The sequence below is a fragment of the Micromonospora sp. NPDC007230 genome, from assembly GCF_042869115.1.
Taxonomy (GTDB): Bacteria; Actinomycetota; Actinomycetes; order Mycobacteriales; family Micromonosporaceae; genus Micromonospora.
Window position 1 is genome coordinate 46,840 of record NZ_JBIAFE010000014.1, and the last position, 14,334, is coordinate 61,173.

The window sequence follows — 14,334 nt, forward strand, 5'->3', positions numbered from 1 at the left end:
GGTGGGGTGGTGGCTAGGACTTGATTCCGGTGAAGGTGATGCCGCGTACGACGTAGCGCTGGGCGAAGACGTACAGGGCGAGGATCGGCAGGACGGACAGGCTGGAGCCGGCCATCACCACGTTCCACGCGGTGCTGTAGCGGCCCTGGAGCAACGACAGCCCGACCGGCAGGGTCATGTGCGCCTCGGTCTGCGCGATGACCAGCGGCCAGAGGAAGGCGTTCCAGCTGGACATGAAGGCGAAGACGGCGAACGTGGCCAGCGCCGGGGCCACCAGCGGTAGCAGCACCTGGGCGAAGACCCGCAGGTGGCCGGCCCCGTCGACGTACGCCGCCTCGTCCAGTTCCTTGGGCAGTGCCAGGAATGCCTGCCGGAGCATGAACACGCCGAAGCTGGAGACCGCCGTGGGCAGCAGCAGCCCGGCGTAGCTGTCGACCAGCCCGAGGTGGCGCATCTCGATGAACAGCGGGACGATGATCACCTGCATCGGGATCATCATGGTGGCCAGGTAGAGCGCGAACACCGCGTTGCTGCCCGGGAAGCGCAGCCGGCTGAACGCGTACGCGGCGGTGGCGCTGGTGACCAGTTGCAGCAGGGTGGACACGACGGCGACGCCGACGCTGTTGGCGGCGAAGCGCCAGAACGGGAATGCGTCGCCCAGCCGGTGGTACGCCTCGACGGTGGGCGGATCGGGCAGCAGGGGCGCGTCGACCCGGGCGAGCTGCGGGTCACCGGTGAGCGAGGTGACCAGCATCCAGGCGAACGGCCCGAGCATCGCCACCGCGCCGAGAGTCAGCGCGAGGTAGCGCAGGATCTTCCTAGTCATAGTGCACCCACCTGCGTTGCAGTCGGAGCTGGACCAGGGTGACCAGGAGGATCACCGCGAAGAGCACCATGCTCATGGCGGAGGCGTAGCCGACCCGCCCGTACGAGAACGCGTAGTTGACGATCTGCTCGACCACGACGCTGGACGCGCCACCCGGGCCGCCCTCGGTCATCACCCACACCTGGTCGAAGACCTGGAAGCCGTTGATGAGGCTGATCACGGTCACGAAGAACAGCGACGGGGAGAGCAGCGGCAGGGTGACGCTGCGCAGCCTGCGCCACCAGCCGGCGCCGTCGAGGGCGGCGGCCTCCAGCAGGTCACGCGGGATGGCCTGCAGGCCGGCCAGCAGGATCACCGCGACGAAGCCGACGTCCTTCCAGACGGAGGCGAGCACCACGGACGGCATCGCCCAGTCCGGGTCGGTCCACCACCCGGGTCCGGCCACGCCGACCGCGCCGAGGATCCGGTTGACCAGCCCGTCGGCCGGGTTGAGCAGCCACTTCCACAGCAGCGACACCGCCACCCAGCTGCTGATCACGGGCAGGAAGAAGACGGCCCGGTAGAGGGTCATCGCGGGCAGCTTCGCGTCGAGCAGCAGCGCCACGGCGAGCCCGCAGACCAGCACCAGGGGCAGGTAGCCGGCCAGGTAGGCCAGGGTGTGACCGAGCGCGGCGTGGAACTCGGCGTCGCCCAGCAGTTCGGTGTAGTTGTCCAGGCCGACGAAAGTCGGTACGCCGATCAGGTTCCAGTCCTGCAGGCTCACCCAGGCGGTGCCGGCCATCGGGCCGATCCAGAACCCGAGCAGCAGCACCAGGCTGGGAGCGAGAAAGCCGGCCGCCGCGGCCATGTTCCGCACCCGGCGGCCGGTGGTGCGGCGGCGGTAGCGCCTCCCCGCGTCGCGGGGTGCCGGTCGGGTGGTCGCGGCGGCGGGCGGCGCGGTCATTGGGACACCTCGGCACCGGGGAACGCGGCGAGCCGGGCCCGGATCGCGTCGCCCTGCGCCTCCGCGTTCAGCGTGAACGGTGCCCGGAGCACCAACGCGGCCGCGCCCAGCGCCCACTTCGCGTCGTCCCACGGGTCGACGTGGACGCTGACCCCGTCGGCCATCGGCGGGAACATGCCCGCGCGCAGGGCGGTGAGGAATCCCTCGGCCAGGTGGGTCCAGGCCAGCGTCCCCTCACCGCTGACCAGCACCGCCTGCGGGTCGAGCACGGTGGCCAACCCGGCCGCGACGGCGCCGAGGCGCTCGCCCGCGGCGCGGTAGACGGCCCGGGCCGCCGGGTCGCCGCGGTCCGCCGCCGCCCGGAGGACGGCCGATCCGGCGTCCGGGCCGACGGCACCCAGCTTCCGTGCCTCGGCGAGCAGGGCCGCGTCACTCACGTACGTTTCCAGGCAGCCGCGCTTGCCGCAGTGGCAGGGCGGCCCGTCGGGGTCGATCGGCAGGTGCCCGAGCTCACCGGCGGCGCCGTGCCCGCCCCGGCGCAGGTCGCCGCCGAGGACGACGGCCCCACCGACGCCCTGCCCGAGGGTGATGGTCAGAAAGTCCTCATACGGCCGGCCGAGCCCGTAGAGGTGCTCGTAGGCCGCCAGGGTGTTGACGTCGTTGTCGACCAGCACCGGCGCGTTGAGCAGCCGGCTGAGATAGTCGCGCAGGGGCATGTGCCGCCAGCCGAGCAGTGGCGCCTCGACCAGGCCGGTGCGGCTGTCGACGAAGCCGGGAACACCGAGCCCGACGCCGAGCAGCGGTGGATGACCGGCCGCGGCGACGTGCGGCGCGAGCAGCTCGGACAGGGCGTCGAAGGGGTTGACGGCGCTCTCGTCGAACGGTGCCGCGAAGGTGTCCAGGACAGTGCCGTCGAGGTCGGCGCGTACCCCGGTGAGCCGACCGGCGGCGACCTTGACGCCGATCGCGTGTGCGGCCGGGCCCACCACGGCGAGCAGCTCGCTCGGCCGTCCGCCGCGCGGCATGCCGTCGTCGACCTTGTGGATGACGCCCGCCTCGATCAGGGAGCGGGTGACCGCCGTGACGGTCGGTGGGCTGAGGCCCAGCCGCCGGGCGATGTCAGCACGCGAGATCGGCCCGTGTCGCCCGATCAGGGCCAGCACGGCGACCCGGTTGACGTCTCGCAGGCGGGGACCTGAGGTCGCAGCCGTCACGGCACACTTCCTTCCGAAGCCAAATTCGATGGCCGAAGAAAGTCTCGGAAGATAGGGCCGACGTGTCAATCCCCAACCGGGGCCAAAGTTGCGACACCACCCGCCGTCCGGTCGAACCGGTCCGGACGGATTCGACCGAAATGCCGGACACCCCTCGAGTCAGACCTGTCGCCCCCGGGGAGGTGGCGGTGATGGTCGCGGCCACCGCCGCGGCCCGTAGCGACGCCTACTGTGCGCTGGCGTGGGGATCCAGACTGGCCGAACTCAGCGTTCCGGCTGGCGTTCTCCACCATCAACGATGCGCTCGGAGCGCGGCCAGATCCACAGCTCGCCGCAAAGGCACCTCGGCTCGTCCGCCAAGCCGTCACGTACGGCGGGCCAGTCTAGGCACACCGCCACTCCGCCCTCGGTTCGCAGATCCGCACCAGTCCCCACCGGTCGGCGTCGCCGACTGTGGCGCTTCAGGCGCCGTCCGGCCACCCGACGACGCGTTCGGCGACGGCTCCCCGAAGGTTGGCCCCGTCCCACCGCGCCCGGGCCGAGCGGCGGCATGCGAGGACCTTCAACTCCTGCCTGGCTCGGCCAACGGGAAGCTCGTATGTCTGGTCCACGTGCCGCTGTCATCGAACTGAGCCATGAGCGACACCTTCCGGGCAAGTCCCCGCAGTGGCAGATGCTGCTCGATAGCCCGTTCTGCAGCCTGCATGTCCGCCAGGTCGCAGCCATCAGCCACCGTCAGATGCGGAACGACGTCGTCAAACTGCCCCTCGTACGGCGGGAAAGCCGGGAAGGCCGCATGCACGAGCTCGGTGAGCATCCGGAACGGCTGGGAATCCTCCGGCGCGAGCCACAGGACCTCGTCGCCAAACCATGCGGTGCGGGTCAGCCGGAAGTCGAACGCGGCCGTGCCGGCGAAGATCCGTTGCAGCTCAGCTACGACCATCGCGTCGATCTGAGCTGGAGGCACAAACGGAAACAGCACGGTGATGTGCGCCGGGACTCCTAACCTGGCGGTGGCGTCGAGGACATCACGGTGGCACCCCACTGCCGCTTCGGCCTCCGGGACCTCGACCACCAGGGCACTTCGACCCAACACCGCCCCCATGGCGCGATCCTAGATCTCGTCACGCGGATCCTGCGACTCGACATAGCCAGCAGCCCCCGTCCGGCGCCCGCCGAGTCAAACCTGACCAGGACGCGCTACCGCCAGGACTCACTCGTGACTGATGCCTGGTCCGGACGGGCCAGGGCCGGCACCTCAGCCGGCCGGCGGGGCGCTGGCCTCGACGAACTGTCCGCCGGCCAGCCGTAGCCAGCAGGACCGGGCGATGGTCGTACGCGTCGTCGTCACCTGCCACGTTCACTCCGTTCTCCGGCGACCAGCTCTCATCATCACGCGAACCTGCGGCCCACCGCGCCCCGCACCCGAGCCGCTACGAGGTCGTGCGGATCCCGTCGACGAGGCGGGGAAGGCCGAGCGGGTTGGCCTCGCGCAGCTCCGGTGGGAGCAGCGGGTCCGGGGTGTTCTGGTAGCAGACCGGCCGCAGCCAGCGCTCGATCGCGGTGCTTCCCACCGAGGTCGAGCCGCTGGTGGAGGCGGGGTACGGACCGCCGTGCTGCATGGCGGGGGCGACCGTCACCCCGGTGGGCCAGCCGTCCACGACGACCCGCCCCGCGATCCCGCTCAGCCCGGCGACCAGTTCCGCCGCCGCGGCGTCCCGCTCGTCGGCGCCCAGGTGCACGGTCGCGGTGAGGTTGCCCGGCAGGGCGCCGAGCACCGCGTCCCGCTCGACCGTCGAGCCGTAGCGGACCAGCACGGTCACCGGCCCGAAGCACTCCTCCAGCAGTTCCCGGTACGGGCCGCCCTCGGCGAGCCGCGACGCCGCGACGGTCAGCAACCCCGGCCGGACCGCCAGGGGCGTCTCGTCGTCGCCGGCCTCCCCCGCCCCGAGCGGTTCGGCGACGCCTGGGAGCGCGGCGCGGGAGCGGACTCCGGCGAGGAACGCCTCACGCATGCGCGGGTCGAGCAGTGGCCCGGACGGGACCGTCGCCGTGACGACCGCCCGGATGACGGCGTCGCCCGCCGGTCCCGCCGGGAGCAGGACGAGGCCCGGCTTGACACAGAACTGGCCCAGACCCTGGGTGTACGAGGCGGCAAGCCCCGCTCCGATCTCGTCCGCTCTGGTCTCGGCCGCCCGCGTGGTCACCACGACCGGGTTGAGGCTGCCCAACTCGCCGTGGAACGGGATCGGCCGCGGCCGGGAGGACGCGATGTCGAACAACGCGCGGCCGCCGCGCACCGAGCCGGTGAACCCGACGGCGGCGGTGAGTGGGTGGCGGACGAGTTCCGGGCCCGCGTCGAAACCGTGGACCAGGCGGACAACGTCCTCGGGCAACCCGACCTCGGCCGCCGCGGAGCGGAGGATCCGGGCACACAGGACGGAGGTGGCCGGATGGTCCGGGTGCGCCTTGACCACGACCGGGCATCCCGCGGCCAGCGCACTCGCGGTGTCGCCGCCCGGCACGCTGAAGGCCAGCGGGAAGTTGCTCGCCGCGAAGACCGCGACCACGCCCAGCGGCACCTTGTAGCGCCGCAGGTCGGGGCGGGGCGCGGGCGCCGCCTGCGGGTCGGCGTGGTCGATGATCACGTCCAGGTAGCCGCCCGCCTCGACCACGTCCCCGAACGCGCGGAGCTGGTAGCAGGTGCGGGCGAGCTCGCCGGTGAGCCGTACCCGGCCGAGCGCCGACTCCGCATCGGCGGCCGCGATGATCTCCTCACCGTTCTTCTCCAGGAGCGCGGCCGCCGTGCGTAGCAGGTCGGCCCGCGCGGCGCGGTCCCTGAGTGCCGGGGCGGCCGCGGCGGCGGCCCGCACCGCCTCGTCCACGTCCTCCGCCGTCGACTCGGTCGCCACGCGTCCCCGCGGGGCTCCGGTACGCGGGTCGATGCTCAGCACGTCACTCACCGTCTCGTCCTCTCTGTTGCGTCGGTTCTCCGGCCGCCTCGACGGGCGTCGTGTCTTCGGTCAGGGCGGCGAGCTCGCCCAGGGGCACCGGTACGGCGAGGCTGCGCGTGGCCAGGCTGCGCAGGTCCTCGGACGTGGTATCGCGTCTGCTCAGGCAGGCCGCGATCCCGGCGGTGGCGAAGCCGCACACCCGCCCCTGGCACCAGCCCATCCCCGGCCGGGCGAGCATCTTCAAGGTGCGCGCATCCTCCGCGCCGAGGTCGTCGTGCGCCTGCCGCAGGTCACCGTACGAGACCTCCTCACAGCGGCAGACCGGGGTCGTCTCGGACAGCCACTGCGGCCACGCGGGCGGCACCGGATAGGTCCGGTGCATGGCAGCGGCGAAGCGGCGCCCGCGCCGGACGGCGCGGCCCAGTCGCCTCATCGCGGCCGGATCGGCCGGGCGGCCCAGTGCGTCGGCGAGAGCCAAGGCGCTCAACCGTCCTTCCTGGACAGCCAGGGCCGCGCCGCCCACGCCGGTCGCCTCGCCGGCGACGTACAGTCCTTCGACGCTGCTGCGCTGGCGGTCGTCTACGGTCACGACGAGAGATCCGTCGACGTCCTTCGCCGTCTGCGCACCGAGCATGAGCGGCAGCTCGAGCGACGGGGTGAAGCCCCAGCCGAGGGCCACGACGTCGACGGGCATCTCCTCGTCCGGCCCGGTCGGGCGGCCGTCACGGTCCGCCCTGGCGAGCCGGACCGCCTCGACCCGGTCGCTTCCGAGGATCTCCCGGATCACCGTTCTGGTCCTGTACGGGATGCGGTGTCGGGCCATGAGTGCCGCGTACTGCAGTGCCTCGACGCCCTTGCCGGGCGCGGAGATCGCGCCGGCCGGGTCGCGCAGCCAACCGAGCGTGCCGTTGGCCTCGACGACGGCCGCGACGGTCACCCCGGCCCGCGCGAGGCCGGTGGCCACGGGAAGCAGGAACGGGCCGGTGCCGGCGACGACGGCTCGCCGTCCCGCCGTGGTGCGGTGCCCCTTGAGCAGGGCCTGCACCCCGCCCGCGGTCATCACGCCGGGCAGGTCCCAGCCGGGGAGGGGCAGCTGCCGGTCGTATCCCCCGGGGCACAGGATCAGTGCCCGCGTGACGAGTGTGCGGTCCGTCCCGCCGGCCGTGGCGATGGTGGCCGTCATCCGGAGGATGAACGCGCCGCTGTCGTCGCGGGTGACGAGCCAGACCTGGTGGCCGGGGAGGTAACGGATCCGGCCGGCGGCCCGGAGGGCGTACATGCGGTCCCGCAGCCGGGCGAAGACCGGCCAGCCGTGATGGCCGGCGGAATCGTCGGGGCGGGCATGGTTCTCGTCGTAGTGCCGCCAGTACTGCCCGCCGGGCTGCCCGGCGGTGTCGATCAGGGCGACGCCGAGCCCGGCCTCGGCGGCCTCGACGGCGGCGGCGAGGCCGGCCGGACCCGCGCCGACCACGGCGACGTCAGGCACCTGCGGCATCGGCGTTCCTCCGGTCTCCGGCGTCCTCGCGGTCCGCGCCGGCCTCGGCGTCGTCGCCGAGGGTCATGCCGTCGGCGGCGGCGACCAGGCAGGCGCGCTGGTCGGGGACGCCGTCGACGGTGATCAGGCAGTCGAAGCAGACGCCGATGCCGCAGAACAATCCCCGGGGCCGACCGCCCTTACGGGTGGTGCGCCAGTCGTGGATTCCGGCGGCGACCAGCGCGGCGGCGACGCTCTGGCCGGGCTCCGCCGCAACGGTGCCGCCACGGAAGGTCATCTGGTGAGTCATCGGGGTTCCTTCTCGGCGTCCGCGAATCGGTCCGGGGCGAACGGCGTGAGGTCCAGGTCCGGCCGCTCCCCAATGAGCGCCTGGGCGATCAGCCTGCCGGTGCCGGCGGACAGGCCGATGCCGGCGCCCTCGTGGCCGCAGGCGTGCCAGAGGCCGGGCGCGCGGGGGTCGGGACCGATGACGGGCAGGTGATCTGGGCAGTATGGGCGGAAGCCGAGGTAGGTGCGCATCGCGCGGACCTCGCGAAGCATCGGAAACAGCGTGATCGCCTTGGCCGCGAGCGTGCTGATCGCGGTGACGGAGACGGTCCGGTCGAACCCGACGCGCTCGCGCGACGCGCCGACGAGGATGGTGCCGCTGGCGGTCCCCTCGACGACGGGCGAGGTCTGCAGGGCCGCGTCGGAGCTGGCCACGTCGCCGACGTACTCGGCGGCGTACACCTTGTGGCGGATCGTCCGGGGCGGCATCGGCTGGGTGACCAGGACGAAGCCGCGGCGGGGCAGCACCGGGACGCGCACCCCGGCGAGGTCGGCGACCCCGCCGGCCCACGTGCCGGCGGCGTTGAGCACCGCCCCGGCGGAGATGTCGCCCCCGGTGGTCCGCACGCCCGTCACCCGGGTGCCGTCGCGCAGGAAGCCCGTCACCTCGGTGCGGGTGTGCACCTGTGCCCCTCGCTCGCGCGCCAGCCGCAGCAGCTGCGCCGCGACCAGCATGGGCTGAACCTGGGCGTCCTGCGGATAGAAGGCGCCGCCGGCGAGCTCCGGGGCAAGGTGCGGCTCGTAGTCGCGCAACTCGGTGCGCGCGACGTCGCGGACCTCGACACCGCACCGGCGCTGCCGGACGGCGAGGTCGCGCAGCGATGCGACGCTCTGCTCTGACGCCGCGACGATCAGGCCGCCCTTGGCCTCGAACTCCCACAGGTCGGCGTGTTCCGCGAGTTCCTCGCGCCAGACCCGCTGCGAGTACAACGCCAGGTCGAGCTCGGGGCCGGCCTCCTTGTCGGACACCAGCACGTTGCCCTCGCCGGCGCTGGAGGTGCCCCCGGCGATCGCGCCGCGATCGACGACGACCACCCGCACCCCGGCCAGCGACGCGAAGTAGGCGCTGGCAGCGCCGACGACCCCCGCCCCGACCACCACAAGATCCGCGCTGGTCATGTGGCGTCCTTGGCGCCACCTGCCCACAGACCTCGCACGTGCCCGATGTGCCGGTGCATCAGCAACTCGGCCCCGGACGGGTCGCGGGCTTCGATGAAGTCCAGGATCTCGTGGTGCTCGGCGGCTGAGCGGCCCAGGCTGCCGCTCTCCAGCAGCGGGGTCAGGCCGAGCAGCCGGGTCTGCGAGCGCAGGTCGGCGACGACGTCGACCAGGAACCGGTTGCGGCTGTAGCCGAGCAGGGTCAGGTGGAAGACGTGGTCGGCCTCGATGTAGCCGACCAGGTCGCCCCGCTCCGCCGCGTCGACGATGGCCTGCGCGAGTGTCCGCAGTTCGGGGATGTCCTCCTTCGGGATCACCGCCACCACGTCCCGCACGGTCGGCGGCTCGATGAGCAGCCGCACGGCGGCCAGGTTGTCGAGGTCCTCCTCGGACACCTCGGTGATCCGGAAGCCCTTGTTCGGGTGGGGGACGACCAGACCGCCCTTCACCAGGTCGAGCATGGCCTCCCGTACCGGTGTGGGCGAGACGCCGAGCTGCGCGCCCAGCGCGGGCGCCGAGTAGACCACGCCGGGCTCGAGCTTGCCGGAGATGATCGCGGCGCGCAGGGCCTCCCTGATCCGGTCGCGGAGATTCTCCCTGCGGCCGACGCCGGGCAGATCCGGGACGGGCGCGGGGCTCACAGCAGGAACCCCGCCGGGAACGGGTCGGTGGGGTCGAGGTGGAACTGCGAGGTCGCGGTGATCCACGCCCGCCCGGTGATCGAGGGCAGCACGGCGGGCAGCGACCCGACCGTGGTCTCGCCGAGCAGCCGGCCGGTGAAGCGGGTGCCGATGAACGACTCGTTGACGAAGTCCTCACCGAGGCCCAGTTCGCCGCGCGCGTGCAGCTGGGCCATCCGGGCGCTCGTGCCCGTGCCGCAGGGGGAACGATCGAACCAGCCGGGATGGATGGCCATGGCGTGCCGGGACAACGAGGCGGTGGAGCCGGGGGCCTTCAGATAGACGTGGTGACAGCCGCTGATGTCGTCGCGTTCGGGGTGGATCGGCGGGTCCTGCTCGTTCACCGCCTCCATGATCGCCAAGCCGGCGGCCAGCAGGTCACCGGCGCGGGACCGGTCGAAGGGCAACCCCAGCTCCGCCAGCTCGACGATCGCGTAGAAGTTCCCGCCGAAGGCCATGTCGTACCCGACGTTCCCGAAGCCCGGCACCTGCACCTTCCGGTCCAGCGCGTACGAAAACGACGGGACGTTCTGGATGGTGACCGACTCGGCCGCGCCGTTGCGCACCGCCACGGACGCGACGACCAGTCCGGCGGGGGTGTCGAGCCGGATCGTGGTCACCGGTTCGACGACGGGCACCATCCCGGTCTCAACGAGCACCGTCGCCACCCCGATGGTCCCGTGGCCGCACATCGGCAGCAGCCCGGAGACCTCGATGAAGAGCACGCCGTAGTCGGCGTCGGGACGGGTCGGCGGCTGCAGGATCGCCCCGCTCATCGCGCTGTGGCCGCGCGGCTCGTACATCAGCAGGGTGCGGATGTCGTCGCTGTGCTCCATGAACCACAGCCTGCGCTCGGCCATGGTCGCCCCGGGGATCGTGCCCATGCCGCCGACGACGACTCGGGTGGGCATGCCCTCCGTGTGCGAGTCGACGGCATGGAACGTGCGGCGGGACCTCATCGGTAGCCCTTGCTCAGGACGGCTTCGGTGTCGGCGGTGATCCGGGCCGCCAGCTCGGACGGAAGCGGCAGTCGCGGCGGACGGCAGGCCCCGCCCTTACGGCCGGCGACGTCCATCGACAGCTTGATCGACTGGACGAACTCGGTCTTGGAGTCCCAGCGCAGCAGCGGATGCAGGTCGCGGTAGATCGGCACCGCCTTGGCGATGTCGGCGGGGTCGCCCGAGGTGGCCAGCCGGTAGAGCTCCACGGTGCTCTCCGGGATCGCGTTCGGATAGCCGGCGATCCAGCCGACGGCTCCGGCGAGGCCCAACTCGAGCAGCACGTCGTCGGCACCGACCAGGAGGTCCAGGCCAGGTGCCAGCTCGGCGATCTCGTACGCCCGGCGGACGTCGCCGGTGAACTCCTTCACGCCGACGATCAGGCCCTCGTGGAACAGTTCGGCGAGCAGCGAGGGAGTGAGGTCGACCTTGGTGTCGATGGGGTTGTTGTAGGCGACGACCGGCAGCCCGGCCCGGGCGACCTCGCGGTAGTGCTCGACGACGGCCGCCCGGTCGGCGCGGTAGGCGTTCGGCGGCAGCAGCAGGACGGAGGTGGCCCCGGCCGCGGCGGCCTGCTCGGTCCAGCGGCGGGCCTCGAGCGCGCCGTAGGCGGCGACGCCGGGCATCACACCGAACCCGGCGGGGGCGGCCTGGACGGCCACCTCGACGACGCGGGCCCGCTCCTCCGGGGTCAGCGTCTGGTATTCGCCGAGCGAGCCGTTGGGCGTCACCCCGTCGCAGCCGCCGGCGGCGAGGAACCGCACGTGCTCGGCGAACGAGTCGTAGTCGACGGAGAGGTCGTCATGGAAGGGCAGTGCCGTCGCGACGTTGACGCCGCGCCACGGCTTGGCAGGGGTGGTCATTGGGATCTCCTTGGTGGTCGGATCGAGAAGTCTGACAGCGCGCTATCTCACATGATCTGAGCCGCCATCCACTTCTCCAGACCGTCGGCCTCCAGCGGCAACGCGCGGGACAGCACCTCCGTGCCGTCCGGCGTGACGAGGAGGTCGTCCTCGATGCGCACGCCGATCCCGCGCAGCTCCGGAGGCACGGTCAGGTCGTGCGCGTGGAAGTACAGCCCGGGCTCGACGGTGAGCACCATGCCGGGTGCCATGACGGCGCCCTGATAGGCCTCCGCCGCGGCCCGGCCGCAGTCGTGCACGTCCAGCCCCAGGTGATGGCCGATGCCGCACACCAGATAGCGCCGGTGGTGCTGGCCGGTGTCGGAGAGCGCCTCGTCCACGGAGACCGGTAGCAGTCCCCAGTCCGCCAGCCCCCGCGCGATCACCTCCATCGCCGCATGGTGGAACTCGGTGAACCGGCGGCCGGGGCCGACCGCCGCCAGCCCGGCCCGGTGGGCCTGTTCCACCAGGTCGTGCACCTGCCGCTGTGCGGGAGAGAACTGGCCGGAGGCGGGGAACGTGCGGGTGACGTCGGCGGTGTAGAAGCTCCTGACCTCGACGCCCATGTCGAGCAGGAGCACCTCGTCGGGCAGCACCGGGCCGTCGCAGCGCACCCAGTGCAACGTGGGCGCGTGGCGGCCACTGCCGACGATCGTGGCGTAGCCGGGGGCGTTGCCGTACGCCCTGGCGTACCGGTCGAAGGTGCCCTGCAGCCACCGCTCCCCGGGCCCGGCGATCGCGGTGGGGATCTCGCGGACGACCGCGGCGAAGCCCTCGACCGTGCGGTCCACGGCCTCCCGGAGCTGCCCGATCTCCCACTCGTCCTTGTACATGCGCAGTTCGGCGAGGGTCCGGCCCACCTCCTCGTCCCGGGTCACGTCCTCGGTGAGCTCCGCGAGCGGCCGGACCTCGACGCCCAGCGCTCGCGCCCAGTCGGCCGGTCCCGGAGCGGCCCCGACCCACAGCTCGCCGTAACGGGCGTCGGTCCAGAACCCGGAGTCGCCGGGGACAGCGGGCGGTGGCAGGTAGAGCGTGGCGTCGCCGTCGCGCAGCACCACCACGGCGTGCTCGATCCCGCAGCCGGTCACCCAGACGAAGTCGCTGTCCGGGCGGAAGTCGTACGTCGTGTCGTTGCTGCGCACGGGCGCCTCCCCCGCCGCCAGCACGATGGTCCGGCCCGGGAGCGCCTCGGCCAGCCGGGCCCGGTGGGCGGCGGCTGCGTCGGCGGCGCCGGGGACGACCGACGGGGTGCGGTCCGGCACGCCCCATCCGGTGTTCATGTATTCCGCGAACGCCGCGATCTCGGACAGCTTCGGCGGCTTACCTTCACGCAACTGCGGCTCCTCCTGTCTGGCCGACCGGCCGGCCCGGTCCTCCGTCGGCTCGGGTCGCGGGTTCACCGGTGACTCCTCCGCCCAGTTCCCGGACCAGCTCGGTCAGCCGGCTGAAGACCCGGTCGTCGCCGATGCCGTCGTGCTCGTACTCGTTGGTGACCCAGGTCTGGACGTTTCCGACCCGGGAGGCGGTGTCCAGTTGCAGGCCGGCGTCCACGTACATGTCGTCGTAGTAGACGGCGGCGGCCACCGGGATCTCGTTGCCGGCCAGCCGGTCGAGGTCGTAGAGCTGCGGCCACTCCGCTCGGGCGGCCAGCAGCTCGACGGCGCCGCGGAACGGGCGCAGTTCGGCGATCTCCTCGAACATCCAGGGATAGATCATCTCGCCGGTGAACAGCAGCGGCCTGGCTTCCTCGGCGAACTGCGGGTGCCGCGCCCGTTCGGCCTGCGCCGCCCAGGCGGTGGCGGCGGCGCCGTGGCCGTAGATGCTCTCCTGCAGGGCCGCGAACAGGGGGTTGTCGCTGTACGAAGTCCTGGCCAGCACCTGGTGCAGAAAGGTCGTCGACAGCTCGGTCCCCGAGAACGCCTCGTCGAGCAGCCAGTGCATGCGCTCGTATCCGGGCTTCATGCCGAAGTCGATGCCGAGCGACTGCAACCGCCGGACCGTGAGCACGTCGCCGTCGGGCAGCAGCACATCGCCCTCGGCCAGCCGGTCGGCGATCCGGCTCACCTGTGCCACCTGGTGCGGGTAGCGCCGGTAGAACGCCCGGTTCTTCGCCTCGACCCGGGGATAGGTGCGCCGGTAGACCTCGGCCGCCGACGGGTCGAGACCGGGCAGTCCGCCGGTGACGTAGCAGGCACTCAGGCCTTCCGGGGCCTTCGAAAGGTAGGTCAACGTGAGGAAGCCGCCGTAGGACTGCCCGAGGGTGGACCAGCGCCGGCCGCCGAAGACGGTCTTCCTCAGGTGCTCGTGGTCGGCGACGATCGAGTCGGCCCGGAAGCACGCGAGAAAGCCGGCGGCCTCCTCGGCCGACGCGAACCCGCTCATCCGGCGACCGTCGACGCGGGTGCTGCGGCCGGTGCCGCGCTGGTCCGCCAGGACGACGCGGTAGTCGCGCAGTGCCTGGCCGAGCCAGCCGGACCGGTCGAGCGGGCGGGGGCCCTTCCCGCCCGGTCCGCCCTGCAGGTAGACCAGGCACGGCAGATCCTCACCGGCCCGTACCGGATCGACGATCTCACGGGCGAAGAGCTGGATGGTGCCACGCGCCGGGTCGGACCAGTCCAGCGGCACGTCGGTCACGTGATCGCGGACCCGCATGCCGGGGATCGTGTAACTCGCGGTAACGGTCATCGGGCCCACTTCTCCTGCCGGACGCGCTCGGGGCTGCGCCGCCCAGATGCCATCAACGCCCCCCCAGTAAGGTGTGCCATTGCACTGATCCTAGACGCAGCCGCGAACACTGCATAGAGGGGGGCAACCGGGAAGCGAGCGCGGCCCGCCAA

General features: G+C 72.4%; 13 protein-coding genes. All 13 read right to left on the minus strand.

The annotated features are described in order from the left end of the window. Nucleotides 1-13 precede the first annotated feature (13 nt). Nucleotides 14-826 (minus strand): carbohydrate ABC transporter permease, encoded by an 813-nt coding sequence (locus ACFYML_RS20655; protein WP_387422173.1) that lies wholly within the window; start codon nucleotides 824-826, stop codon nucleotides 14-16. Continuing rightward, a complete protein-coding gene (locus ACFYML_RS20660; RefSeq protein WP_387422174.1) occupies nucleotides 819-1,769 on the minus strand; it encodes a carbohydrate ABC transporter permease in 951 nt (316 codons plus the stop codon). Before ACFYML_RS20660 ends, ACFYML_RS20655 begins: the two co-directional genes overlap by 8 nt. After that, nucleotides 1,766-2,983: an ROK family protein gene (locus tag ACFYML_RS20665; RefSeq protein WP_387422175.1), complete on the minus strand. Its 1,218-nt coding sequence runs from the start codon at nucleotides 2,981-2,983 to the stop codon at nucleotides 1,766-1,768. Before ACFYML_RS20665 ends, ACFYML_RS20660 begins: the two co-directional genes overlap by 4 nt. 562 nt (nucleotides 2,984-3,545) lie before the next feature. Continuing rightward, entirely contained in the window at nucleotides 3,546-4,088 is a 543-nt protein-coding gene (locus tag ACFYML_RS20670; protein WP_387422177.1) for a 2'-5' RNA ligase family protein, read from the minus strand. A 328-nt stretch (nucleotides 4,089-4,416) separates the two neighbouring features. Beyond that, nucleotides 4,417-5,946, minus strand: a complete 1,530-nt coding sequence (locus ACFYML_RS20675; protein ID WP_387422179.1) for an aldehyde dehydrogenase (NADP(+)) — start codon at nucleotides 5,944-5,946, stop codon at nucleotides 4,417-4,419. After that, a complete protein-coding gene (locus tag ACFYML_RS20680; RefSeq protein ID WP_387422180.1) occupies nucleotides 5,939-7,432 on the minus strand; it encodes an NAD(P)/FAD-dependent oxidoreductase in 1,494 nt (497 codons plus the stop codon). Before ACFYML_RS20680 ends, ACFYML_RS20675 begins: the two co-directional genes overlap by 8 nt. Then, on the minus strand, nucleotides 7,416-7,721 hold the full coding sequence (locus ACFYML_RS20685; RefSeq protein ID WP_387422181.1) for a (2Fe-2S)-binding protein: 306 nt from the start codon (nucleotides 7,719-7,721) through the stop codon (nucleotides 7,416-7,418). The genes ACFYML_RS20680 and ACFYML_RS20685 overlap by 17 nt, the downstream gene beginning before the upstream one ends. Further along, nucleotides 7,718-8,878, minus strand: a complete 1,161-nt coding sequence (locus ACFYML_RS20690; RefSeq protein ID WP_387422182.1) for an NAD(P)/FAD-dependent oxidoreductase — start codon at nucleotides 8,876-8,878, stop codon at nucleotides 7,718-7,720. The genes ACFYML_RS20685 and ACFYML_RS20690 overlap by 4 nt, the downstream gene beginning before the upstream one ends. After that, a complete protein-coding gene (locus ACFYML_RS20695) occupies nucleotides 8,875-9,558 on the minus strand; it encodes a GntR family transcriptional regulator (RefSeq protein WP_387275838.1) in 684 nt (227 codons plus the stop codon). Before ACFYML_RS20695 ends, ACFYML_RS20690 begins: the two co-directional genes overlap by 4 nt. After that, nucleotides 9,555-10,556: a proline racemase family protein gene (locus ACFYML_RS20700; RefSeq protein WP_387275840.1), complete on the minus strand. Its 1,002-nt coding sequence runs from the start codon at nucleotides 10,554-10,556 to the stop codon at nucleotides 9,555-9,557. The genes ACFYML_RS20695 and ACFYML_RS20700 overlap by 4 nt, the downstream gene beginning before the upstream one ends. Beyond that, entirely contained in the window at nucleotides 10,553-11,458 is a 906-nt protein-coding gene (locus tag ACFYML_RS20705; protein WP_387422184.1) for a dihydrodipicolinate synthase family protein, read from the minus strand. The genes ACFYML_RS20700 and ACFYML_RS20705 overlap by 4 nt, the downstream gene beginning before the upstream one ends. A 47-nt stretch (nucleotides 11,459-11,505) precedes the next feature. Beyond that, nucleotides 11,506-12,897, minus strand: a complete 1,392-nt coding sequence (locus tag ACFYML_RS20710; RefSeq protein ID WP_387422185.1) for an aminopeptidase P family protein — start codon at nucleotides 12,895-12,897, stop codon at nucleotides 11,506-11,508. After that, on the minus strand, nucleotides 12,824-14,182 hold the full coding sequence (locus ACFYML_RS20715; RefSeq protein ID WP_387422186.1) for an alpha/beta fold hydrolase: 1,359 nt from the start codon (nucleotides 14,180-14,182) through the stop codon (nucleotides 12,824-12,826). Before ACFYML_RS20715 ends, ACFYML_RS20710 begins: the two co-directional genes overlap by 74 nt. Nucleotides 14,183-14,334 lie beyond the last annotated feature (152 nt).

What these genes read in the sequence shown, in the direction of transcription:
- ACFYML_RS20670 (WP_387422177.1), bottom strand. Translation starts at nt 4,088, where the DNA reads ATGGGGGCGGTGTTGGGTCGAAGTGCCCTGGTGGTCGAGGTCCCGGAG.
- ACFYML_RS20655 (WP_387422173.1), bottom strand. Translation starts at nt 826, where the DNA reads ATGACTAGGAAGATCCTGCGCTACCTCGCGCTGACTCTCGGCGCGGTG.
- ACFYML_RS20715 (WP_387422186.1), bottom strand. Translation starts at nt 14,182, where the DNA reads ATGACCGTTACCGCGAGTTACACGATCCCCGGCATGCGGGTCCGCGAT.
- ACFYML_RS20685 (WP_387422181.1), bottom strand. Translation starts at nt 7,721, where the DNA reads ATGACTCACCAGATGACCTTCCGTGGCGGCACCGTTGCGGCGGAGCCC.
- ACFYML_RS20705 (WP_387422184.1), bottom strand. Translation starts at nt 11,458, where the DNA reads ATGACCACCCCTGCCAAGCCGTGGCGCGGCGTCAACGTCGCGACGGCA.
- ACFYML_RS20680 (WP_387422180.1), bottom strand. Translation starts at nt 7,432, where the DNA reads ATGCCGCAGGTGCCTGACGTCGCCGTGGTCGGCGCGGGTCCGGCCGGC.
- ACFYML_RS20700 (WP_387275840.1), bottom strand. Translation starts at nt 10,556, where the DNA reads ATGAGGTCCCGCCGCACGTTCCATGCCGTCGACTCGCACACGGAGGGC.
- ACFYML_RS20660 (WP_387422174.1), bottom strand. Translation starts at nt 1,769, where the DNA reads ATGACCGCGCCGCCCGCCGCCGCGACCACCCGACCGGCACCCCGCGAC.
- ACFYML_RS20690 (WP_387422182.1), bottom strand. Translation starts at nt 8,878, where the DNA reads ATGACCAGCGCGGATCTTGTGGTGGTCGGGGCGGGGGTCGTCGGCGCT.